This window comes from Staphylococcus lugdunensis (assembly GCF_001558775.1).
GTDB classification, from domain to species: Bacteria; Bacillota; Bacilli; order Staphylococcales; family Staphylococcaceae; genus Staphylococcus; species Staphylococcus lugdunensis.
In genome coordinates this window covers 436,058-458,725 of record NZ_CP014022.1, presented here as the reverse complement: position 1 = coordinate 458,725, position 22,668 = coordinate 436,058, and the positions used below count along the sequence as shown (strand labels likewise).

Below are 22,668 nucleotides of genomic sequence, written 5' to 3'. Positions count from 1 at the left end.
CGTGATAATATATAGCTATATATTTGGAGTGAAGTTTTAAACATTGAAATAATAAGAATTGATTTATATAATATACTATTATATAGTATTTTTCAACAGTACAAATGTATTTTAGAAAAAGACAAAAGGGGGGATAAGTAATGAAAGAATTAAATATTGCGTTATTAGGGCTTGGTACAGTTGGCTCAGGTGTAGTTAAAATAATCGAAGAAAATAGGCAGCAAATTAAAGACACAATTAATAAAGATATTATTATTAAACATATTTTAGTCCGCAATAAGGCAAAGAAGCGTCCTATAAACTTTCAACAATATCATTTAACTGAAGATGTACATGAGATATTAAATGATGACTCAATTGATATTGTTATTGAAGTAATGGGTGGCATTGAACCAACAGTTGATTATATAAGTAGAACACTTAAAAGTGGTAAACATGTGATTACTGCAAATAAAGATTTGCTTGCAGTTCATTTACGTTTACTTGAAGATTTAGCAGAAGCTAACGGTGTAGCGCTTAAATTTGAAGCAAGCGTTGCAGGTGGTATTCCAATTGTAAATGCAATAAATAATGGATTAAATGCCAATAATATTTCAAAATTCATGGGCATATTTAATGGTACCTCAAATTTTATTTTAACTAAGATGTTTCAAGAGCATACATCTTTTGAAGAAGCATTAAATGAAGCGCAGCGTTTAGGCTTTGCTGAAGCAGATCCTACAGATGATGTAGAAGGTATTGATGCAGCTAGAAAGGTAGTTATAACTTCATACTTATCATTTAATCAAGTGATTAAATTAAATGATGTTTACATAAAAGGTATTAGTGAGACAACGCTTGATGATATTCTTGTGGCTGACAAGTTAGGCTATAAGATTAAATTGATAGGTAAAGGCATTTATGAACATGGAAAAGTACATGCGTCTGTTGAACCAACATTGATACATAAAAGTCATCAATTAGCCTCTGTAGACAATGAATACAATGCTATTTATGTTATAGGTGATGCTGTAGGAGACACGATGTTCTATGGCAAAGGTGCAGGTAGTTTAGCGACAGGTAGTGCCGTAGTAAGTGATTTATTAAATGTGTCGTTATTCTTTGAATCTAATTTACACACGCTACCTCCTCATTTTGAACTTAAAACAGATCAGACTAAAGAGTTAATGGATCATGAGCATTTAGTTACACTACAAGAAAAATATAGTTACTTTGTTGTGGTTAATAGTAGTGAAACATTAGACAAAATAAAAGAAATAATCAAGTCTAATCTGCCTTTTCATAAATCTTTTGACATTATAAAAAGAAATGATACTACATATGCTGGAGTTATTACAGGTGTTGATGTATCACCAGAACAATCATTAAAGCAAGCAGGTATTGATATAATCAAAGTTTATCCTGTAGAAGGAGTTTAAATATTATGAAAAGATGGCAAGGATTAGTAGAAGAATATCGGTCTTATTTACCGGTTAATGAAGAGACGCCTCAACTTACACTAAATGAAGGAAATACACCATTAATTCATTGTGACTATCTGTCACAAAAATTAAATATAAATCTATACGTAAAGTATGAGGGAGCAAACCCTACTGGCTCGTTTAAAGACCGTGGTATGGTTATGGCTGTGACAAAAGCAAAAGAACAAGGGAAAAAGATTGTGATATGTGCTTCGACAGGAAATACATCTGCTTCTGCAGCTGCATATGCTGCTAGAGCAGGCTTAAAAGCAATTGTAGTTATTCCAGAAGGTAAAATAGCACTCGGAAAATTATCACAAGCTGTCATGTATGGTGCTGAAATAGTGTCAATTGAAGGTAACTTTGATGAAGCGTTAGAAATTGTTAAAGAAATTGCGAAAGATGGTGAGATTGAATTAGTTAATTCAGTTAATCCGTTCCGCATTGAAGGACAAAAGACGGCATCATTTGAAGTTATTGAGCAATTAACAAAAGCTCCGGATATTTTAGCTATACCGGTTGGTAATGCTGGTAATATTACAGCATATTGGCAAGGATTTAAGGAATATCATGATAAGCATGGTGTAACATTACCACGTTTATTTGGTTTTCAAGCAGAAGGTGCTTCTCCTATTGTTCAAAATAAAGTCATTAAAAATCCAGAAACAATAGCGACTGCGATTCGTATAGGAAATCCTGCGAGTTGGACTAAAGCAACCGCTGCATTAAATGAATCTCACGGATTAATTGATAGTGTAACTGATGAAGAAATTTTAGAAGCTTATCAAATTATGACTTCAAAAGAAGGCATATTTAGTGAGCCAGCAAGTAATGCATCAATTGCAGGATTAATTAAATTACACCGTGCTGGACAGTTGCCAAAGAATCAGACAGTTGTAGCTGTATTAACGGGTAACGGACTTAAAGATCCTGATACGGCTATATCACTTCTAGATAATCCGATTCAACCTTTACCTAATGATAAACGAAGTATTATTGAATATATCAAAGGGGTTCTTAAATAATGGAGGACTATTTACATTTAAAAGTGCCTGCATCTACTGCTAATCTCGGTGTGGGTTTTGATTCAATTGGCATGGCGATTGACAAATATTTACATTTATATGTATATAAAATTGCAGGTGAAAATTGGCAGTTTCATTATTTAAATAAAGAGTTAGATAGCTTACCTAAAAATAAAAATAATTATATTTATCAAGTTGCGCAAGAGGTCGCAGAACGTTATCAGGTTAAGTTGCCGGCATTAAGAATTGATATGAGAAGTGATATTCCTTTAGCACGAGGTTTAGGTTCATCTGCTTCTGCTTTAGTAGGTGCATTGTACATTGCTAATCATTTCGGGAATATACAGTTGTCGAAATATGAACTTTTACAACTAGCAACCGAAATGGAAGGTCATCCAGATAATGTTGCGCCAACTATTTATGGAGGATTACTTGCAGGGTATCATAATCCAGAGACTTTAGAAACAGATGTGGCACATATTAACATACCTAAAGTTGACATTATTTTGACTATTCCACCATATGAGTTAAGAACTGAAGATGCAAGACGTGCACTTCCACAGTCTTTTGGTCATAATAATGCCGTTCAAAGTAGCGCTATTAGCAATACAATGATTTGTGCATTAATACAACATAATTATGAGCTTGCTGGAAAAATGATGATGCAAGATGGCTTTCATGAACCGTTTCGTCAGCAACTGATTCCAGAATTTGCAAAAGTTAAAGAAATTGCGCAAGCATATCATGCATATGCTACGGTTATTAGTGGTGCAGGCCCAACGATTTTAACACTTAGCAGAAGGGAATACAGCGGTGAAATTGTGAGACAATTGCGCCGAGCATGTCCACATTGTATTTCTGAGCTCTCCTATATCAATGAAACAGGAGTATTTGAAGAAATTGTGTTTCAACATTAATTTTATTGTAAAATAAAATTGAGATAGAGAAAGGAGAGACAACTTTTATGACTACATATCAAGTGGTTGTGATGGACATGGATGATACTTTATTAACACGAGACAATAAGGTTGATCCAATTACGAAGCAATATTTAATTGATATTCAAAATCAAGGAATTAAAGTAATATTAGCTTCTGGGAGACCAACGGAAGGGATGTTACCTACAGCGTATGAATTGAAGTTAGACATGCATAAAAGCTATATCATGAGTTATAATGGCGGACAAACGATAAGCGTTGCTGATGAATCTATCGTTGCTGAGCAGTCAGTTCGCAAAGAGGATTTTGATGCTATAGTGGATTATTGTCGTCAAAATAACTTTTTTGCTATGACTTATCAAGATGGATACATTATTTATGATGACGACCATGAATATATGAATATTGAATCAGAAATAACTGGATTACCTATGAAACGTGTTAATGATTTAAAGCAATATATACAGCAAAATGTTCCGAAAGTGCTTGCAGTTGATTATGAGGAACATATTACAAAAGCACGACAACATTTAGCAGGGTCGTTTAATGATAATGTTGACGTAACTACGAGCAAACCATATTTTTTAGAATTTATGGCTAAAAATGTGTCGAAAGGTCATGCTATTTCGTCATTTTGTGATAAATCAAATATTGACCTAGCTCAAGTTATCTGTTTTGGCGATAGTCCGAATGACATATCAATGTTTAAAGTAGTAGGTCATGCCGTAGCAATGGGAAATGCTACTGATGATTTAAAAGCAATCTCAGATGAAGTTACATTAGATAACAATGCTAATGGTATTCCACATGCGTTAAAACAACTACTAAACATATAAAGCAATAAGATTATCATGTTTAGTAATAATAAATGGTCTGGGACATCATTATGTATTAGGCTATGAGTTAAATATTGACAGTAGTTAACTGGATTGAAAATACACTTATACCAAGCTTTTTTCAATTCTAGTCAAGCTTGATGGAGCGGAACAAAATTCATTATGAATTTTGTTCCGCTCCATTTGTGATTTATTAAAATTATTTAGCAGTATGCGTCCATTCATTCTTCCCTCTGTAACGTTTGATGTGTGCATAGACCTGATCTGCAGCGTAATCAAGGTTTGTATAAACTGTTATGGTAAATGCAGACTGATTCTCTTCAAAGGGTTCTTCTAAAAATACTTCTTTTAAATGATTGAATAAATTATTCATCTGATTATGATCTAAACTAGGGTATTCTCTTAAAGTACGTTTGATTAAGCGTCCTTTGCTATCCTCTAGGGATTGCACTACGATAACAAATCTCTCATCTTTCTTCAATACATCATCGAATAAATTAGTTTGTCCTATCATATAATCCACCTCGAAACCTTAGTCTTTAACTACATTATACATAATAAAGCCTTTTCAGAAAATAATACATTTAAAAAAGCGCAACACTTTTAATGTATAAGCATACAAAATTAGCGTTGCACTTCGACGATATTTATTAAAGATATAGTAAATTAATGTGTATTATTACTATGATATATTAGTTAATTTCATGTTGTGATAAATCCATATCTTCCAATTTGACATATTTTGTTTTTCTAATCAGTTTATGAATAAAGAAAATGATTGCGAGTACGATAAGTGGTAAGAAATTGATAAATACACCACTGAATTGGCCAGCCATCAATTTGCCGAATGAACTACCGAATAACAGGAAGATCAACATCAAGAATACAATAATTGGTCCAAGCGGATATAAAGGAGAACGATAAGGCAATAATGTTGAAATATCTTTTCCTTGTTTTTTAATTGCACGACGCAATCTTACTTGTCCCCATGTACTTGCACCCCAAACTAAAATAACCATTGAGCCAATGATATTAAGTAAACTAAATACTGCATTGGCATTAAAATTAGCATAAATAATAACTAAAACAATGAAAATATATGTCGTTATTAATGCACGCAATGGTAATTTGGTAGTTGGATTTAACTTTCCTAAAAATTTGGGTGCTTGGCGATTATCACTAAGTGAATACAACATGCGACTTGTAGTATATAAACCAGAATTCGCTGCTGATAACAATGAAGTTAAGATAACAGCATTGATGACTGATGCAGCAAAAGCAATTCCAATACGATCAAAGACAATCGTAAACGGACTTTGTGCGACTGATTCATGTTCATTTAATAGCAATGAATCTGTATAAGGAATAATTGCTGAAATAACAAAAATTGACAATACATAAAATAATAATATTCTCCAAAAGACTTGCTTAACAGCTTTAGGCATCGTTTTACTTGGATTATCAGATTCACCAGCGGTAACAGCAACGACTTCAGTACCTCCGACAGAGAATCCAGCTACAAGTAGTACGCTAAGAATGCCTGTGATGCCACCTACAAATGGTGCATTACCTTTTGTAAAGTTATCAAAACCATATGCATGTCCACCAAGTATGTCAAATATCATGAGAAAACCAATAGTTATAAATACAATAATTGTAATTACTTTAATTAATGAAAGCCAAAACTCAGTTTCTCCAAAAGCTTTAACCGTAAATATATTAAGTAATAAAAGTAATGTGATGAATATTAAACTCCAAGTCAATGGACTGAAGAAATGGAATACATTCCAGTAATGTATAACACTAGCTGCAACCATAACATCGACACTCGAAACTAAAGCCCACATAATGTAATATAACCATCCCATGGTAAAGCCGAGTGATGGGTCAATAAATCTCGTAGCATATGAACTAAATGAGCCAGATACTGGATAAAAAGTTGCGAGTTCTCCAATTGAAGCCATTAGAAAATAAAGCATAACTCCAATTAATAAGTAGGCTAAAATTGCACCACCAGGACCTGCTTGAGCAACGACACTTCCGGTTGCTACAAAGAGACCAGTTCCAATTGCGCCACCGATGGCTATCATAGATATGTGTCTGGAACTAAGACCACGTTTCATATTATTATCTTCCATATGAGCTCTCCCATCTATTTTATAAATATACACATCATTTTAATCCTTTTAAATCAAGTATTCAATAGATTTTGAGAATATTCCGCATAAATATTTTAAATTTTCTGATATTTAATAACGGAGATATACAAGTTTGATAATGATTAAATTGTGGGTATGTTAACTATAAGCTAAATTATAATTATTATAATGAAGCATTAGTCTTGAAAGGAGCATATCTATGTCAAAAGAGGATAAAAAATTAACTGATCTTTTTGGGCACCCCGTTTCAGATAGAGAAAACAGTATGACAGCTGGTCAAAGAGGTCCACTTATGATGCAAGATATTTATTACTTGGAACAAATGGCACACTTTGATCGTGAAGTAATTCCAGAACGCCGTATGCATGCGAAAGGATCAGGGGCGTTCGGAACGTTTACAGTTACGAATGACATTACGAAGTACACATCAGCTAAGATTTTTTCAGAAGTCGGTAAACAAACGGATATGTTTGCACGCTTTTCAACGGTAGCTGGTGAAAGAGGGGCAGCAGATGCTGAACGAGACATTCGTGGGTTTGCGCTTAAATTTTATACTGAAGATGGAAACTGGGATTTAGTGGGGAATAATACACCGGTCTTTTTCTTCAGAGATCCTAAACTCTTTGTTAGTTTGAATCGTGCCGTAAAAAGAGACCCTCGTACCAATATGCGTAGTGCACAAAACAACTGGGATTATTGGACAGGGTTACCTGAAGCATTACATCAAGTGACAATACTAATGTCTGATAGAGGCATTCCTAAAGATCTTCGGCATATGCACGGCTTTGGATCACACACCTATTCGATGTATAATAATGAAGGTAAACGTGTTTGGGTGAAATATCATTTTAGAAGCCAACAAGGTATTGAAAATTTAACCGATGAAGAAGCGGCAGATGTGATTGCACAAGACCGGGATTCATCACAAAGAGATTTATATAATGCTATTGAAAATGGAGATTATCCTAAATGGAAAATGTATATTCAAGTGATGACTGAAGAGCAAGCAAAAAATCATAAAGATAATCCATTTGATTTGACTAAAGTTTGGTATCATGGTGAATACCCATTAATTGAAGTCGGCGAATTCGAATTGAATCGTAATCCAAATAATTATTTCCAAGATGTAGAGCAAGCTGCTTTTGCGCCAACGAATATTGTACCTGGTTTAGATTTTTCACCTGATAAAGTATTACAAGGAAGATTATTTTCATATGGAGATGCACAACGTTACCGTTTAGGAGTTAACCATTGGCAAATTCCAGTGAATCAACCTAAAGCTGTCGGAGTAGAGAATCTATGCCCGTTTAGCCGCGATGGACAAATGCGTGTCTTAGATGATAACCAAGGTGGCGGACCACATTATTATCCAAATAATCAAGGCGTATACGCTTCTCAACATGAATATAAAAAGCCACCATTCCCAACAGATGGTGATGGTTATGAATATAATTATAGGGAAGACGATGATAACTACTTTGAACAGCCAGGAAAACTATTTAGATTACAATCGGATGAAGCAAAGGAAAGAATGTTTATAAATACAGCTAATGCGATGGATGGCGTAACAGAAGATGTTAAAAAGCGACATATTCGTCATTGCTATAAAGCTGATCCAGACTATGGAAAAGGCGTCGCCAAAGCACTAGAAATTGATATCAATACAATAGATTTAAATGATGAAAACGATGAGACACATGAATAGCTAGAAGATATTGCATCCTTGTAAAAGTTGTGTTAAAATTTTAAATCGTAAGTATTCCTAACAAGAAAGGGTGTTTAACGTGCGCGTAAATGTTACATTAGCATGTACAGAATGTGGCGATCGTAATTATATTACTACTAAAAATAAACGAAATAATCCTGAGCGTATCGAAATGAAAAAGTATTGCCCAAGATTAAAAAAACACACATTACATCGTGAAACGAAATAATCACTTACCTTTAAATACGACAATTTAAAGTTTGACATAAGAGCTGTGGAATGCAATCCATAGCTCTTATTTATATAGTAAAAACTTATTCTTGATTTAATTAGAAAATATGCTAAAATATAAAACGTAATAATTACGATTTAAGGAGCGTTTTTAATATATGGCTAAAAAATCTAAAATTGCGAAAGAACAAAAAAGAGAAGAATTAGTTAGTAAATATTATGAATTAAGAAAAGAACTAAAGAAAAAAGGTGATTATGAGGCTTTACGTAAATTACCTAGAGATTCATCGCCAACACGTTTAACGCGTAGATGTAAAGTAACAGGCCGTCCTAGAGGCGTGTTAAGAAAATTTGAAATGTCTCGAATCGCATTTAGAGAACACGCGCATAAAGGACAAATTCCTGGTGTTAAAAAATCAAGTTGGTAAATTTTCAAAAGTACAACTCAAGTCCATTTACATTGACAATAAAAAATTGTAAAGTATATGAGGGTAGAAAATATGAATGATTATCAAGTGTTTTGATTTAATCATTCGTGATTTACCCTCAGTTTTTTATTTTTATACTTAATTATAAGGGGCTTATAAATAAATGAAAATTTTTGATTATGAAGATATCCAATTAATTCCGAATAAATGTATTGTTGAAAGTAGATCTGAGTGCGATACTGCAATTCAATTTGGCCCACGTAAATTTAAATTGCCAGTTGTGCCTGCTAATATGCAAACAGTTATGAATGAAAAATTAGCACAATGGTTTGCTAAAAATGAGTATTTTTATATAATGCATCGTTTTGACGAAAAGTCTAGAATACCATTCATTAAAAATATGCATGATCAAGGATTATTTGCGTCTATATCAGTTGGTGTTAAAGCACGTGAATTTGACTTTATTGAGCAATTACAACAAGCTGATATCGTGCCTGAATATATAACGATAGACATTGCTCATGGACATTCTGATTTAGTTATCCGTATGATTAAACACATCAAGCAACATTTGCCACAAGCCTTTGTAATTGCTGGAAATGTTGGTACACCTGAGGGCGTAAGGGAATTAGAAAATGCCGGTGCAGATGCGACAAAGGTTGGTATTGGACCAGGAAGAGTGTGCATTACCAAAATAAAAACTGGATTTGGAACTGGAGGCTGGCAACTCGCTGCACTCAATTTGTGTAGTAAAGCAGCACGTAAGCCGTTAATTGCTGATGGAGGCATTCGCACGCATGGTGATATTGCAAAATCGATACGTTTCGGAGCTTCAATGGTTATGATAGGTTCATTATTTGCTGCACACGAAGAATCTCCAGGAGAAACAGTTGAGTTAGATGGTAAACTGTACAAAGAATATTTTGGAAGTGCTTCAGAATTTCAAAAGGGTGAACGTAAAAATGTTGAAGGTAAAAAAATGTTTGTCGAACATAAAGGCTCATTAGAGCATACACTTGTAGAAATGCAGCAAGATTTACAGAGCTCTATTTCATATGCTGGTGGCAAAGATTTAAAATCTTTAAGAACTGTCGATTATGTAATTGTTCGAAACTCAATATTCAATGGGGATCGAGATTAAATTTTTGGTAGGTGAAAACCATTAAAAAATTTTTAAGCATTAGTTTAATTTTACTATGTATTATTATTATCTTTCCAATTAGAGAAAGTTCTCTAGTCGTACACATGCAGCAAGACGTCAGAAGTTTTATTGATCAACAAGTATTCAATAAAGAAGATGAAAATGAAGAGACACTTAAAGTACCTCAAGAACAACCTTTTGCTGTTAATAATGTTCAGTTAAATATGAAAAAAGGTAATGTAGAAGAAAAATATGGTAAAGCCAAAAGAATAACCACAAATGAATATGGTACAAAATGGTATGCATACTATGATGGCGATTATCAAAGATTTGTAATGATTGCATATTTAGATAATAAAGTGCACGCTTTGTATACAAATCAAAACATAATAACTTCTAAGTCTAAGATTAAGTATGGGACACCCAAGCAAGTTGTTAGACAAAGGTTGGGTCAACCTATAACTGAAATGGATAAACAAAGGTTGCGTATTGCAATTAAAAATAGTGAATATGATGTCTTTCATTCAAATCATGTGTATACAACGATATTTTATGATAAACATGAACAAAATGGTGTAACAGCATTAATGCAAGTTAGTGATAAAATGGAAAAGCGTTTAACAAAACAATATGCAGCACCGTCTAAATCATTAGCTAAAAGTTATGAAATGCAAAATGTAGATTTAATTAATTCAGAAAGAAAGCAACATCAATTAGCTACTTTGTCATATTCAAGCAACATTTCAAACACGGCACGCAAACATAGTGAAGATATGGCGAAGCATCATTATTTTGATCATACGAATTTAGACCAAGAGTCACCATTCGATCGGTTAAAAGCAGATCGCATTGAATTTAATGCGGCCGGTGAAAATCTAGCTTATGGTCAAGTTAGCAGTATTTATGCCCATCAAGGATTAATGAATTCATTAGGACATCGAAAGAATATCTTAAATGAACATTTTAACACGGTTGGTGTGGGTGTAGATTTTAATGATGAAAGGCAGCCTTATTGGACAGAAAATTATACGGGTTAAGCGTTTAATAATGACTAGTAATGGGTAAAATTTCTGTGAAGGAAGTCGATGAATATGACATCAAAACAGAATAATAATCAAAAAGAGGATATTTTGGAAAAAGTAAAAGATATCCTGCATAAAAGTAATCAAAAAGAAGCTAGGCACTAGTTGCTTAGCTTCTTTAACTTTATATAAGAGAATTACTAACAATAAAATGTTTTATTGACACAATTAAAGTTCACGGTACAAGCCGATAACTTTACCTAAAACAGATACTGAATCAAGGTAAATTGGCTCCATGGAACTATTTTCCGGTTGTAAACGATAATGATGCTTTTCTTTATAGAATCGCTTAACAGTAGCCTCATCTTCGTCTGTCATAGCTACAATTATGTCCCCATTTTCTGCAATGGTTTGACTTCTAACTATTACTTTGTCTCCATCAAGAATGCCAGCTTCAATCATACTTTCACCAACTACATTTAAAATAAAAATGTCACTATTATGTGTAGAGGTTAAATGCTCAGGTAATGGAAAATACTCTTCAACATTTTCAACGGCAGTAATAGGAATACCAGCAGTTACTTTACCAATGACAGGTACGTGAATAGTCCCTTCCATATCGATAGCGGCATCATTATGCTCTGATACAATTTCAATAGCTCTTGGTTTTGTAGGGTCTCTGCGGATATAACCTTTTTCCTCTAGTCGAGATAAATGTCCATGCACCGTAGAACTTGAAGCTAATCCTACAGCTTCTCCTATCTCACGAACACTAGGCGGATAACCTTTTGTTTGAACAATATGCTTAATGTAATCATATATTTCACTTTGACGTTTTGTTAATTCTCTCATATATAGGCACTCCCTAATTTTATTTATTTTTATTATATCATTTAGTAACAAATAAAACAAACATTTGTTCGTAAAAATGTTGACATAGAACATGAGTTCTGATAAATTATAAATACAAACAAATGTTCTAGGAGTGTTTAACATGATTTTAAAATATAAAAGTCAAATAGCTACTTATATCATAGTTTTTATAATATCTTTGCTTGTTTTCTCTTTATTTTTCACGACGGCATATCAAAATTCTAAAGTAGAACAAACGTACGAAATGGCAGATCATAATATCTCACAACATTACAAAATCAACTCTGAAAGCAAACAACAATCTATATCTAACAGCGAACAAAATCACACAGGTGTGTTCGCATATGCGAAATAATCACGAACAACATATTTCATATTTATTATATTTAGGTAAAGCAATGCGGTAATTTTTATCAACAGTGCGATTTAATTAGAAAAGTAATATACAATTTTGTGATGGGGTAAGTTGAATTATTGTAATGATGCTAATAAATATTAATGATATATCATGAAAGGTGAGCGTAACGATTTGGTTACATTCACCTTTTTGTTATATTCTTTATAAGTTAGGTACTATTTAAATGTGAAATATGTATATATAAAGGTGGGTAAATTCAATGACTAAAAATAATTTGAACATCGATAGAATTAATCAATTAGCAAGAAAGAAGAAAGAGCAAGGCTTGACAGAAGCAGAGGCAAAAGAACAAGCTAAGTTACGTAAAATATATTTAGAAGAATTTAGAAAGGGCTTTAAACAGCAAATTGAGCACACTAAAGTTATGGATCCTGAGGGTAATGATGTAACGCCTGAAAAGCTAAAACAAATTCAAAAACATAATAAAAATAAATAGTTTCTGCAAACTACAGAAAATTTAGTAATTTTAAACGAATATTTATGAATTTATCTATAATTAAGGTATAATAATAGCAACATTTATTTCTAGAAGGGAAGACATAAAAAATGTTTAACGAAAAAGATCAATTAGCAATAGATACCATTCGTGCATTAAGCATTGATGCAATTGAACAGGCTAACTCTGGGCATCCGGGTTTACCAATGGGAGCTGCACCAATGGCATATACTTTATGGACAAGACATTTGAATTTTAATCCACAGTCTAAAGATTACTTTAATAGAGATAGATTCATTTTGTCTGCTGGACATGGATCTGCATTACTTTATAGTTTATTACACGTCTCAGGAAGTCTTGAGCTTGAAGAGCTTAAACAGTTTAGACAATGGGACTCAAAAACACCAGGGCATCCAGAATATAGACATACTGATGGTGTAGAAGTAACAACAGGACCATTAGGACAAGGATTTGCAATGGGAGTAGGGATGGCATTAGCTGAAAGTCATCTTGCAGGTAAATTTAATAAAGATAATTTTGATATTGTTAATCACTATACTTATGTATTAGCTTCAGATGGCGATTTAATGGAAGGAATTTCTCATGAAGCGGCTTCATTTGCAGGCCATAATCAATTAGATAAACTCATTGTCTTATATGATTCAAATGATATTTCATTAGATGGAGAATTAGATAAAGCTTTTTCTGAAGATGTAAAAAAACGTTTTGAATCATATGGTTGGAATCATATTTTAGTTAAAGATGGTAACAATTTAAACCAAATAGACAAAGCGATTACTACTGCTAAGTCTCAGCAAGGTCCAACTTTAATTGAAATTAAAACAATTATTGGTTATGGTTCACCTAACAAAAAAGGCACAAACGGTGTCCATGGTGCACCTTTAGGCGCAGAAGAAAGAAAACTAACATTTGAAAACTATGGTTTAGATCCAGATAAAAAATTCTATGTTCCTGAAGAAGTATATGAAATTTTCCAAACAACAATGTTAAAACGTGCTAATGAAAATGAAGAATCTTGGAATGATAAATTAGAAGCATATTCTCAACGATATCCGCAATTAGCAGAAGAATTTAAATTAGCTGTCAGCGGTAAGTTGCCATCAAATTATAAAGAAAAATTACCAAGATTTGATTTGAATCATAATGGTGCTTCTCGTGCTGATTCTGGAGAAGTTATTCAAGCTTTAAGTCAATCTGTTCCATCTTTCTTTGGTGGTTCTGCTGACTTAGCTGGTTCAAATAAATCAAACGTTAAAGAAGCTAAAGATTATGACAAAGATACACCAGAAGGTAAAAATATATGGTTCGGTGTACGTGAATTTGCTATGGGCGCAGCAGTCAATGGTATGGCTGCACATGGAGGCTTGCATCCATATGGAGCGACATTCTTTGTATTTAGTGATTATCTAAAACCAGCATTGCGTTTATCTGCAATAATGGGTCTTAATTCAACATTTATTTTCACGCATGATTCAATAGCTGTCGGAGAAGATGGTCCTACGCATGAACCAATTGAACAACTCGCTGGCTTAAGAGCGATTCCCAATATGAATGTTATTCGCCCAGCTGATGGTAATGAAACACGTGTAGCTTGGGAAGTTGCACTTGAATCTGAACAAACGCCAACATCGTTAGTATTAACTCGTCAAAACCTCCCTGTCCTTGATGTAACAGAAGCACAAGTAGAAGAAGGCGTTCGTAAAGGTGCTTATACAGTATTTGAAACAGAAACAGCAGTTGAGTATTTATTATTAGCTTCAGGTTCTGAAGTAAGTTTAGCTGTTGAAGCTGCGAAAGATCTTGAAAAGCAAGGTAAAGGTGTAAGAGTTGTATCAATGCCAAACTGGTTTGCTTTTGAACAACAATCTGATGATTATAAAGAATCTGTCATTCCAAAACATATTACGAAACGTGTTGCGATTGAAATGGCATCATCACTTGGTTGGCACAAGTATGTGGGTACTGATGGCAAAGTCATTGGTATAGACGAATTTGGGGCAAGTGCGCCAGGTGGGCTAGTAGTTGAAAAATATGGTTTCACTAAAGAGAATGTATTAAATCAAATACAAACGCTTTAAATAAATTAAGTTTTATAAAGATTGAGGCATTTGAAGTTAACGATTTGACTAACTTTATTTTCTCTATGTCGACTATTTCGGCATAGAAGTTTAACAAATCTTAATTGCGCATGCCTCATTTTTCTGTTAAAAAAGGTATCATTTATATTATGTTTTTTGTTATGATCGTAATTGTGGATGATTTACGCTCAAACTCAAGCTTGAAATACTAATTATAATTTAGTAAAATTCAGTAGGATATAGAAAGCGGGTGAAACAATGGCAACATGGATAGCAATTATATTAATTGTATTAGCATTAATTGCTGGATTAGCAATTGGCTTTTTCCTAGCAAGAAAATATATGATGGATTTCTTGAAGAAAAATCCACCAATTAATGAAGAAATGCTACGAATGATGATGATGCAAATGGGACAAAAACCATCACAAAAGAAAATCAACCAAATGATGACAATGATGAACAAAAATATGGATCAAAATATGAAAAATCCAAAAAAATAAGTTGATAATCATAGGATTGTAGACAGTTACTTGTTTACAATCCTTAAATTATAGCAAGTTAAACTGAATAGTATATATTTAAATCGATATGCGTTTTAATTGCATAGTGATGTACTATCATGTGAAAATAAATAGAAATAAAGTTTCGACATAAATAAGAGGGTGTCAATGTTGGCGTATTTAATTTTTTCAATTGTGTTTGCATTTATCATGGGTATCGCAGTCATTATTATTAGAATGAAAGCACAAAAATTTCCAGTTAATGAAAAAAAGATTATTTTACCACCGTTTTTTATGGCTACAGGTGCCTTTATGTATGTGATTCCATATTTTAGATTAACAGGGGCTGAAATGCTTGAATCCTTGGTTTTAGGCGTATTATTTTCTTTAGTCTTAATTTGGACAACACATTTTGAAGTACAAGGTACGAAAGTTTATATGAAGCGTTCAAAAGCATTTCCAATTATTTTAATTTCACTATTAGTTATTAGAACTGTAATTAAAATATTTATTAGTAGTGAAATAGATCCGGGAGAGATAGGCGGCATGTTCTTCTTGTTAGCCTTCTGCATGATTGTTCCTTGGAGATTGGCTATGCTATATAAATTTAAAAAAATCGAGAAAGAACTTGTTAATTAATAAAATTTCTTTAAAAACTGAGACTCAAAATGACACTTAATGTCGTTTTGAGTCTTTACTTTTATTGCAATGACAAGCAGTGAAATCTACTTTGTGTGCCTAAGTTATAAAGTTTTAAATATATATCATTAAGACTTGATAGTTTTTCAAATGCATCTTATAATTAAAACGAACAAACGTTCTGTATTTGGAGGTAACAATGAAAATCATTCATACTGCGGATTGGCATTTAGGAAAAATACTAAATGGCAAATCCTTACTAGAGGATCAAATATATATATTAAAGCAATTTATTGATCAAATGTTAATTGAAAAACCAGATATTATCGTTGTTGCAGGTGATTTATATGATACATCTTATCCAAGTAAAGATGCCATAAAGCTCTTAGAACAAACGATTTATCAGTTAAATATAGAATTAAAAATTCCAATGATTATCATTAATGGTAATCATGATAGCAAAGAAAGATTAAATTATGGCTCACCTTGGTTTCAACTTTCCAACTTACATATAAAAACATCTTTAGAAGATTTAACATGCCCAATAACATTTGGAAATATTAAATTTTATACAATGCCATATGCCACAGTCAGCGAAGTAGCTCACTTCTTTGATGATGAGACGATTCAAACACATCAGCAAGCTACAGAAAAATGTCTAGAAATCATGTCGAATAAATTAAACAAACAAAATATAAATATTATTATTGGTCATCTTACGATACAAGGCGGTAAAAAATCAGACTCTGAAAGGCCTTTAACAATTGGTACTGTAGAAAGTGTTAATAAAAAGGTATTCGAAGCATTTGATAAAGTATTACTTGGCCATTTACATCATCCGTTTAGTATTAATGACGATAAAGTCAATTATAGTGGATCATTATTACAATATTCATTTTCTGAAGTTGGGCAAGCTAAAGGATATCGTGTAATTGAGATTGACACTAATAGTAAAATTCAAGATACATTTAAACAGCTACAACCATTAAAAGAGTTAGAAGTTGTTGAAGGACAATATAATCAAGTCATTGCAGAAGAGATAGCAGTAAAAAACAAAAATAATTATTTTCATTTTAAATTGAAAGGTATGTCTCATATTACCGACCCCATGATACATCTTAAAAAAATCTATCCTAACACACTTGCCTTAACGAATATCAGTTATCAAACTGATGATGTAACAACACGTCATGCAATAACAAAATTAAAGGATGAAGATATTATTAGCGAATTTTATAAAGAAATGACAAATGAGCCCTTAACAAATGTACAAAGTCAAAAAGTTGAATACATTCTAAACCATCTTTTGACTAAGGAGGATTGAAGCGATGAAACCTTTGACTTTAACGTTGTCTAACTTTGGACCATTTTTAAATGAAACGATTGATTTCAAACAAGTATTCGAAAATCAATTATTTCTTATTAGCGGTAAAACAGGTTCCGGTAAAACCATGATTTTTGATGGAATTGTTTACGCTTTATTTGGTGTAGCATCTACGAAGAGTAGAACTGAAAGCGATTTGCGAAGTCATTTTGCTGAGGCTAAGGAACCTATGAGCGTAACGTTTGAATTTGAAATTAATCAGCGACAGTTCAAAATTTTTAGACAAGGTTCATATATAAAAGAAGGCAATAAAACTAAAACGCCTGGAAAGTTAACTGTCTATGAATTTGATGGAGAAGTGTTTGATTTGCGTGAAAGTAAAATACATGAAGGCAATTTATTTATACAACAACTCTTAGGCGTTAATGCAGAACAATTTAGACAGTTGTTTATTTTGCCTCAAGGAGAATTTAAACGATTTTTAGTTTCAAGTAGTTCAGACAAGCAAAGCATTCTACGTACATTATTCAATAGCCTCCGTTTTGAGCAAATACAGGATATATTAGCTGACGAGGTGAAAAATGAGAAACAATTGATCGAACAAAGATATAACAAAATAGCAATGGTATGGGAAGAAATTGAAGATTTTGAAATTGAAGATTTGCAAGCACTGAAACAAATAGAAAGTATACAAATACAAAAGCTTGTAGATGCTATAACTATTTTTCAAAAATATGGTAGTGAACAATTGTTAGCAACAACAAAATTAAAACAAGCAGAAAAATGTCAAACAGAAAAGCTTCATAAAGCATTAGTGGCAAATAATGAATTAGAAAAGCAATTAAATGATTTAGCTGATTATACTCAACGCTTTGAATTATTGCGGCAAGAGCAAGAAAATATAGATAAACTTAAGCATAAAATTACTCAATTGAATGAAATTCGAACTTTAAATACACTTGTTCAGCAGCGAGAATCACAAATAGCAAAATTAAACGATTTTAACAATGCTATCACATCAAAAGGTAAAGATATTGAGTCCATACAAGAGCAACAAAAGCAGCTACAAGAACAAATGCAAATACTAATAAAAAGTGAACATGCTATTAATCAATACAAAGAATATATTGATAAGTGTCACATAATTTATCAAAAGATAGAAAGCCACAGAAAAGCTATGGCAGAAAATGATAATGTAAAAAAACAATTAAGTGAAACGCAGCAGAAGATAAAGCAATATAATGAGAAACAAACTAAGCTTAAAAAGCAAAAAGCAGAAAATGATATAGATTATAATAAAATTGTTGAATTAACAGATGAATTGGCACATATCAACAAATTAATAGATAAGACTAAAGAAACTTTAAGCAATAACCAAAAGTTTAAGGAATTAAAAAATGAATATATTGAAGATAAGAAACAGTTAAAAATGATTGAAAAAGAATTTGAGCATGTTTCAAATCATATAAATAAGTTGACTGCAAAGAATTTAGACTTAAATGACAAAGAAAGTTTTATTAACGAGCTTCAATCAGCATTATCTATTGGAGAAATTTGTCCTGTATGTGGTAATGAGATTCAATCTTTAGAAAAACATATTGACTTTGAAAATATTAAACTACAAAAACATCAATTAGATACACTTGAAAAAGAAAAGTTGTCACTTACAGAGCAAAAAATTAAACTTGAAACCGAAATGTCACACGCTCAAGATAAAATGAAAGAAATAAAGGTTGATGAAGAACCACTTGATCTTGAGTCGTTGCAAGTACAATATAATGAAAAAGAACTAGAAAAAGCTTCTTTTAAAGAAAAATATGCGATGACTAAACAAATTGAAACACAAATAAATGAGTATAAAAAAGATATACATCAGATGGAACTACAATATAAGGATTTATCTCATCAGAGGAACCAAAATGAACAACGTATAGGAGAATTTATATCAACAACCCAGACTAAAGATATCGATACATTTATACAACAGTTTGAAAGCTATAAAAAACAAATAGAAATATTTGAAAATTCGAAAGAACAATTAACAAATGAAATTATTACAGCCAATCAGCAAAAGCAATTAGAAAGTAATAATTTAATCAATATACAGAACCAAAAACACATTGCAGAAAATGAGTATCAAAGTGTTGATAAAGATATACAAACTGAAATGAGACGATATGCGATTAAGGATGAAAAAGCGTTATTTAAAATATTAGAAGACATGCATCTTAAATCAGATTATGAACAACAAGTCGAAGCATATAGCAAGAAATACGCAGCACTTGAGCATGAAATAGGGCGTTTAAAATCATTGACTCATGATAAAGTTCTACAAGACACAAAACAATTAGAAAATTCATATCAAGTTCAAAGTAAAAAATTAGATAAAGTTATAGAACAAGAAAACACATTGAAATATCAATTGAAAAAGAACGATCAAAAGTTTGATGTACTTTATGAAAATATCAATTATCTGACTAAAGAATTAAAATCGCAACAAGAAATTTTTAATTTAGCAGAAATTCTTTCGGGAAAAAATAGTCAGAAGTTAACGCTGGAAACTTATGTATTAATTTATTATTTGGAACGCATTATCGCACAAGCAAACTTAAGATTAGCTACAATGAGTGGTCAACGGTATCATCTGCAAAGAAGAAAAAGTTTATCACACGGTTATAGTGGTTTAGAAATAGACGTCTTTGATTTTCATTCTAATAAATCTAGACATATTAGTTCATTATCTGGTGGGGAAACATTTCAAGCTTCGTTAGCTTTAGCGCTTGGTTTAAGTGAAGTTGTTCAAGAAGAATCAGGTGGAATAACACTGGAATCTATGTTTATTGACGAAGGATTTGGTACTTTAGATCAAGAAACACTTGATACAGCATTAGATACACTTGTTAACTTAAAATCATCTGGTCGTATGGTAGGAATTATTTCACATGTGACTGAGCTTAAACAACGTATTCCGCTCATATTAGAAGTAACTTCTAAACAGTTTCAAAGCGCTACACAATTTAAGTTTAATTAACAAGCTTTGATGAATGAAACTATATGAGCGTTTATAGTTCAGCCTATATATAAATACTTTTAAGTGTTGGCTATATAAATAACATAAAAAAGACAGAGGCTAAAAATTTTTAACCTCTGTCTATAAAATATATTAATTTTTTTCACGAAGTAAATCGCGAATTTCTGTAAGTAATACTGTGTTTTCTTCAATAGTCTCTTCTGGCTCTTCTTTTTTCATTAAAGTATTTGCAATTTTAACAAATACAAATAATGCAAAAGCAACAATTAGGAAGTCAATGATAGATTGAATGAACAATCCGTATTTAATGCCCCAGAATTCCCAATCTTTTGCAAAATCAACAGAACCGAAAATTTTACCAATTAATGGCATGATGATATAAGTTACTAATGAAGTAACGATTTTATTGAATGCTGCACCCATAACGACTGCAATTGCTAAATCTAATACGTTGCCTTTTAATGCAAATTCTTTAAATTCTTTCAACATAACTTTTATATCCTTTCTAAACATAATACACCTCATTATACAATATATAATTTATTTAGAAAATACTTTTTCTAAATAAATTTGATAAAAGAATTTAGGTTTGATATCCTTATAGGTATCGTTTGAGGTATAGCGTTGCTTTCTAAACGTAGTATATCTCGCGCATTGAAAATTTAATACTATAATGAAGGGAGTTATTTATTTATGAATTCTTCTTCTCAAAAAAATAGTAGCGGAAAGAAGTTTTCACCTGTATTTATTTATAGCGCTATTCTTGTTGCGATTGTAGTGCTAGTTGGAGCGATTTTTCCGACTAAATTTGGCAGTGTTACAGGCGCAATCAGTGGTTGGATTACTGATAAATTAGGTTGGTATTACCTTATTTTAACTACAATCATTGTTTTCTTCTGTATCTTTTTAATTTTCAGTCCTATAGGTAAATTAAAATTAGGTAAACCCAATGACAAACCTGAATTTAACACTGTTTCTTGGTTTGCTATGCTATTTAGTGCAGGTATGGGTATTGGCTTAGTGTTTTATGGAGCTGCTGAACCTATGTCACATTTTGCATCACCACCAGATGCTGATCCAAAGACAACACAAGCATATACTGAGGCACTACGCTCTACATTTTTCCATTGGGGCTTTCATGCATGGGCTACATATGGAGTTGTCGCATTAGCGCTTGCGTATGCGCAATTTAGAAAAAATGAACCAGGTTTACTGTCTAGAACCTTAAGACCTATTTTAGGTGATAAGGTGGAAGGTCCAATTGGTACAATTATTGATGTTTTATCAGTCTTTGCAACTGTCGTTGGTGTAGCAGTATCACTTGGTATGGGAGCACTACAAATTAATGGTGGTTTAAATTATTTATTCAACGTTCCTAATACGGTATGGGTACAATCAATTATTATTGTTGTAGTAACAGTACTATTTATTGCGAGTGCATGGTCAGGTTTAAGTAAAGGTATACAATATTTAAGTAACTTAAACATTGGTTTAGGAACAATATTAATGATTGCTGTCCTTATTATTGGGCCGACAGTGCTTATTTTAAATATGTTTACGAGCTCGACTGGTAGTTTGTTTAATACATTTTTATTTAACAGTTTAGATACGGCTGCTTTAAATAGCCAAAAAAGGGAATGGATGTCTACTTGGACATTGTACTATTGGGGCTGGTGGTTAAGCTGGAGCCCATTCGTTGGTGTATTTATTGCCCGTGTATCTAAAGGTCGTTCTATTCGAGAATTCATTTCTGGTGTATTACTTGTTCCAGCAATCGTAAGCTTTATCTGGTTCAGTGTATTTGGCGTTTTAGGTATTGAAACAGGAAAAAAACATCCAGAATTATTTAAAATGACACCTGAAACACAACTTTTTGGTGTGTTTAACGAAGTGCCATTAGGTATGTTATTATCCATTATTGCGCTTATTCTTATTGCATCATTCTTTATCACTTCTGCCGATTCTGCAACCTTTGTGCTGGGAATGCAGACTACGTTTGGTTCTCTTGAGCCAACAGGTTTTGTGAAAGTCACATGGGGCGTAGCACAATCACTGATTGCATTTATTTTATTACTTGCCGGTGGTGGAGATGGTGCAGCAGCATTGAGTGCCATTCAAAGTGCTGCAATTATCAGTGCCTTTCCATTCTCCTTTGTCGTCATATTGATGATGATTAGTTTCTATAAAGACGCTAACCAAGAACGTAAATTCTTAGGTTTGACGCTGCAACCAAACAAGCACCGTTTGCAAGAATATGTTAAACATCAACAAGCTGATTATGAAGCAGATATTTTAGAGAAACGTGAAGCACGGAGAAATACTGAAAAAGACTAATTATTGATAATTTATTGTCCTTATTGCTTAAAAAGTGATAAGGACTATTTTTATTGAAAATCATTCTC

At 32.5% G+C, this 22,668-nt stretch carries 21 protein-coding genes; 17 read left to right on the top strand and 4 right to left on the bottom strand.

Translation table 11 applies throughout. The annotated features are described in order from the left end of the window. Nucleotides 1-140 precede the first annotated feature (140 nt). From AL499_RS02225 to AL499_RS02210, 4 genes are read left to right on the top strand one after another with little or no spacing between them, the layout of a single operon-like run. Nucleotides 141-1,418: a homoserine dehydrogenase gene (locus AL499_RS02225; RefSeq protein WP_002459219.1), complete on the top strand. Its 1,278-nt coding sequence runs from the start codon at nucleotides 141-143 to the stop codon at nucleotides 1,416-1,418. Nucleotides 1,419-1,423: 5 nt separating this feature from the next. Further along, complete coding sequence (gene thrC, locus AL499_RS02220; protein ID WP_002459218.1) at nucleotides 1,424-2,485, top strand: threonine synthase; 1,062 nt, start codon at nucleotides 1,424-1,426, stop codon at nucleotides 2,483-2,485. After that, nucleotides 2,485-3,402 carry a homoserine kinase gene (thrB, locus tag AL499_RS02215; protein ID WP_002478247.1) on the top strand — a complete coding sequence of 306 codons (918 nt, stop codon included), beginning with the start codon at nucleotides 2,485-2,487 and terminating at the stop codon, nucleotides 3,400-3,402. Before thrC ends, thrB begins: the two co-directional genes overlap by 1 nt. A 47-nt stretch (nucleotides 3,403-3,449) precedes the next feature. Further along, the gene (locus AL499_RS02210) at nucleotides 3,450-4,259 is read left to right on the top strand and encodes a Cof-type HAD-IIB family hydrolase (protein WP_002492007.1); all 810 of its coding nucleotides are present in this window, start codon (nucleotides 3,450-3,452) and stop codon (nucleotides 4,257-4,259) included. 199 nt (nucleotides 4,260-4,458) lie between these two features. Here the strand turns inward: AL499_RS02210 and AL499_RS02205 are convergent, their stop codons facing one another. Both AL499_RS02205 and AL499_RS02200 read right to left on the bottom strand, forming a co-directional pair. After that, nucleotides 4,459-4,773: a hypothetical protein gene (locus AL499_RS02205; protein WP_002459215.1), complete on the bottom strand. Its 315-nt coding sequence runs from the start codon at nucleotides 4,771-4,773 to the stop codon at nucleotides 4,459-4,461. A gap of 178 nt (nucleotides 4,774-4,951) precedes the next feature. Beyond that, nucleotides 4,952-6,397: an amino acid permease gene (locus tag AL499_RS02200; RefSeq protein WP_002492000.1), complete on the bottom strand. Its 1,446-nt coding sequence runs from the start codon at nucleotides 6,395-6,397 to the stop codon at nucleotides 4,952-4,954. Nucleotides 6,398-6,617: 220 nt separating this feature from the next. Here AL499_RS02200 and AL499_RS02195 point away from each other — a divergent pair, with 220 nt between their 5' ends. The 5 genes from AL499_RS02195 (at nucleotide 6,618) to AL499_RS02175 (ending at nucleotide 10,960) form a co-directional block, all read left to right on the top strand. Beyond that, the gene (locus tag AL499_RS02195; protein WP_002478245.1) at nucleotides 6,618-8,123 is read left to right on the top strand and encodes a catalase; all 1,506 of its coding nucleotides are present in this window, start codon (nucleotides 6,618-6,620) and stop codon (nucleotides 8,121-8,123) included. A gap of 79 nt (nucleotides 8,124-8,202) precedes the next feature. Next, on the top strand, nucleotides 8,203-8,352 hold the full coding sequence (rpmG, locus tag AL499_RS02190) for a 50S ribosomal protein L33 (RefSeq protein ID WP_002459212.1): 150 nt from the start codon (nucleotides 8,203-8,205) through the stop codon (nucleotides 8,350-8,352). A gap of 160 nt (nucleotides 8,353-8,512) precedes the next feature. Beyond that, nucleotides 8,513-8,782 (top strand): 30S ribosomal protein S14, encoded by a 270-nt coding sequence (gene rpsN, locus AL499_RS02185; RefSeq protein WP_002492006.1) that lies wholly within the window; start codon nucleotides 8,513-8,515, stop codon nucleotides 8,780-8,782. A gap of 163 nt (nucleotides 8,783-8,945) precedes the next feature. Continuing rightward, complete coding sequence (gene guaC / locus AL499_RS02180; protein ID WP_002459210.1) at nucleotides 8,946-9,923, top strand: GMP reductase; 978 nt, start codon at nucleotides 8,946-8,948, stop codon at nucleotides 9,921-9,923. Nucleotides 9,924-9,934: 11 nt separating this feature from the next. Then, the gene (locus AL499_RS02175) at nucleotides 9,935-10,960 is read left to right on the top strand and encodes a CAP domain-containing protein (protein ID WP_002478244.1); all 1,026 of its coding nucleotides are present in this window, start codon (nucleotides 9,935-9,937) and stop codon (nucleotides 10,958-10,960) included. A gap of 213 nt (nucleotides 10,961-11,173) precedes the next feature. On the opposite strand, the gene lexA is transcribed toward AL499_RS02175, so the two are convergent. Then, nucleotides 11,174-11,797: a transcriptional repressor LexA gene (gene lexA, locus AL499_RS02170; protein ID WP_002459208.1), complete on the bottom strand. Its 624-nt coding sequence runs from the start codon at nucleotides 11,795-11,797 to the stop codon at nucleotides 11,174-11,176. Nucleotides 11,798-11,939: 142 nt separating this feature from the next. Here lexA and sosA point away from each other — a divergent pair, with 142 nt between their 5' ends. The 7 genes from sosA (at nucleotide 11,940) to sbcC (ending at nucleotide 20,266) form a co-directional block, all read left to right on the top strand. Beyond that, nucleotides 11,940-12,173 (top strand): DNA damage-induced cell division inhibitor SosA, encoded by a 234-nt coding sequence (sosA, locus tag AL499_RS02165; RefSeq protein WP_002492001.1) that lies wholly within the window; start codon nucleotides 11,940-11,942, stop codon nucleotides 12,171-12,173. Nucleotides 12,174-12,435: 262 nt separating this feature from the next. Next, nucleotides 12,436-12,672 carry a DUF896 domain-containing protein gene (locus AL499_RS02160; protein WP_002459206.1) on the top strand — a complete coding sequence of 79 codons (237 nt, stop codon included), beginning with the start codon at nucleotides 12,436-12,438 and terminating at the stop codon, nucleotides 12,670-12,672. Between the two features lie 110 nt (nucleotides 12,673-12,782). Further along, nucleotides 12,783-14,771, top strand: a complete 1,989-nt coding sequence (gene tkt, locus AL499_RS02155; RefSeq protein ID WP_002491993.1) for a transketolase — start codon at nucleotides 12,783-12,785, stop codon at nucleotides 14,769-14,771. A gap of 258 nt (nucleotides 14,772-15,029) precedes the next feature. After that, nucleotides 15,030-15,272 carry a YneF family protein gene (locus AL499_RS02150; RefSeq protein WP_002459204.1) on the top strand — a complete coding sequence of 81 codons (243 nt, stop codon included), beginning with the start codon at nucleotides 15,030-15,032 and terminating at the stop codon, nucleotides 15,270-15,272. A gap of 171 nt (nucleotides 15,273-15,443) precedes the next feature. After that, complete coding sequence (locus AL499_RS02145; RefSeq protein WP_012990854.1) at nucleotides 15,444-15,911, top strand: CcdC family protein; 468 nt, start codon at nucleotides 15,444-15,446, stop codon at nucleotides 15,909-15,911. Nucleotides 15,912-16,110: 199 nt separating this feature from the next. Further along, on the top strand, nucleotides 16,111-17,235 hold the full coding sequence (gene sbcD / locus AL499_RS02140) for an exonuclease subunit SbcD (protein ID WP_002478241.1): 1,125 nt from the start codon (nucleotides 16,111-16,113) through the stop codon (nucleotides 17,233-17,235). A gap of 4 nt (nucleotides 17,236-17,239) precedes the next feature. After that, complete coding sequence (gene sbcC, locus AL499_RS02135; protein ID WP_037540370.1) at nucleotides 17,240-20,266, top strand: exonuclease subunit SbcC; 3,027 nt, start codon at nucleotides 17,240-17,242, stop codon at nucleotides 20,264-20,266. Nucleotides 20,267-20,398: 132 nt separating this feature from the next. Here the strand turns inward: sbcC and mscL are convergent, their stop codons facing one another. Then, nucleotides 20,399-20,755: a large conductance mechanosensitive channel protein MscL gene (mscL, locus tag AL499_RS02130; protein WP_037540403.1), complete on the bottom strand. Its 357-nt coding sequence runs from the start codon at nucleotides 20,753-20,755 to the stop codon at nucleotides 20,399-20,401. 204 nt (nucleotides 20,756-20,959) lie between these two features. Here mscL and AL499_RS02125 point away from each other — a divergent pair, with 204 nt between their 5' ends. Then, on the top strand, nucleotides 20,960-22,600 hold the full coding sequence (locus tag AL499_RS02125) for a BCCT family transporter (protein WP_002459199.1): 1,641 nt from the start codon (nucleotides 20,960-20,962) through the stop codon (nucleotides 22,598-22,600). Nucleotides 22,601-22,668: the final 68 nt, after the last annotated feature.

Bases quoted from the DNA above. Each gene is read 5' to 3' on its own strand.
- AL499_RS02200 (WP_002492000.1), bottom strand. From the start codon at position 6,397: ATGGAAGATAATAATATGAAACGTGGTCTTAGTTCCAGACACATATCT.
- AL499_RS02210 (WP_002492007.1), top strand. From the start codon at position 3,450: ATGACTACATATCAAGTGGTTGTGATGGACATGGATGATACTTTATTA.
- sbcD (WP_002478241.1), top strand. From the start codon at position 16,111: ATGAAAATCATTCATACTGCGGATTGGCATTTAGGAAAAATACTAAAT.
- AL499_RS02195 (WP_002478245.1), top strand. From the start codon at position 6,618: ATGTCAAAAGAGGATAAAAAATTAACTGATCTTTTTGGGCACCCCGTT.
- thrC (WP_002459218.1), top strand. From the start codon at position 1,424: ATGAAAAGATGGCAAGGATTAGTAGAAGAATATCGGTCTTATTTACCG.
- tkt (WP_002491993.1), top strand. From the start codon at position 12,783: ATGTTTAACGAAAAAGATCAATTAGCAATAGATACCATTCGTGCATTA.
- guaC (WP_002459210.1), top strand. From the start codon at position 8,946: ATGAAAATTTTTGATTATGAAGATATCCAATTAATTCCGAATAAATGT.
- thrB (WP_002478247.1), top strand. From the start codon at position 2,485: ATGGAGGACTATTTACATTTAAAAGTGCCTGCATCTACTGCTAATCTC.
- AL499_RS02125 (WP_002459199.1), top strand. From the start codon at position 20,960: ATGAATTCTTCTTCTCAAAAAAATAGTAGCGGAAAGAAGTTTTCACCT.
- AL499_RS02205 (WP_002459215.1), bottom strand. From the start codon at position 4,773: ATGATAGGACAAACTAATTTATTCGATGATGTATTGAAGAAAGATGAG.
- mscL (WP_037540403.1), bottom strand. From the start codon at position 20,755: ATGTTGAAAGAATTTAAAGAATTTGCATTAAAAGGCAACGTATTAGAT.
- rpsN (WP_002492006.1), top strand. From the start codon at position 8,513: ATGGCTAAAAAATCTAAAATTGCGAAAGAACAAAAAAGAGAAGAATTA.
- sosA (WP_002492001.1), top strand. From the start codon at position 11,940: ATGATTTTAAAATATAAAAGTCAAATAGCTACTTATATCATAGTTTTT.
- AL499_RS02150 (WP_002459204.1), top strand. From the start codon at position 15,030: ATGGCAACATGGATAGCAATTATATTAATTGTATTAGCATTAATTGCT.
- AL499_RS02225 (WP_002459219.1), top strand. From the start codon at position 141: ATGAAAGAATTAAATATTGCGTTATTAGGGCTTGGTACAGTTGGCTCA.
- sbcC (WP_037540370.1), top strand. From the start codon at position 17,240: ATGAAACCTTTGACTTTAACGTTGTCTAACTTTGGACCATTTTTAAAT.
- lexA (WP_002459208.1), bottom strand. From the start codon at position 11,797: ATGAGAGAATTAACAAAACGTCAAAGTGAAATATATGATTACATTAAG.
- AL499_RS02160 (WP_002459206.1), top strand. From the start codon at position 12,436: ATGACTAAAAATAATTTGAACATCGATAGAATTAATCAATTAGCAAGA.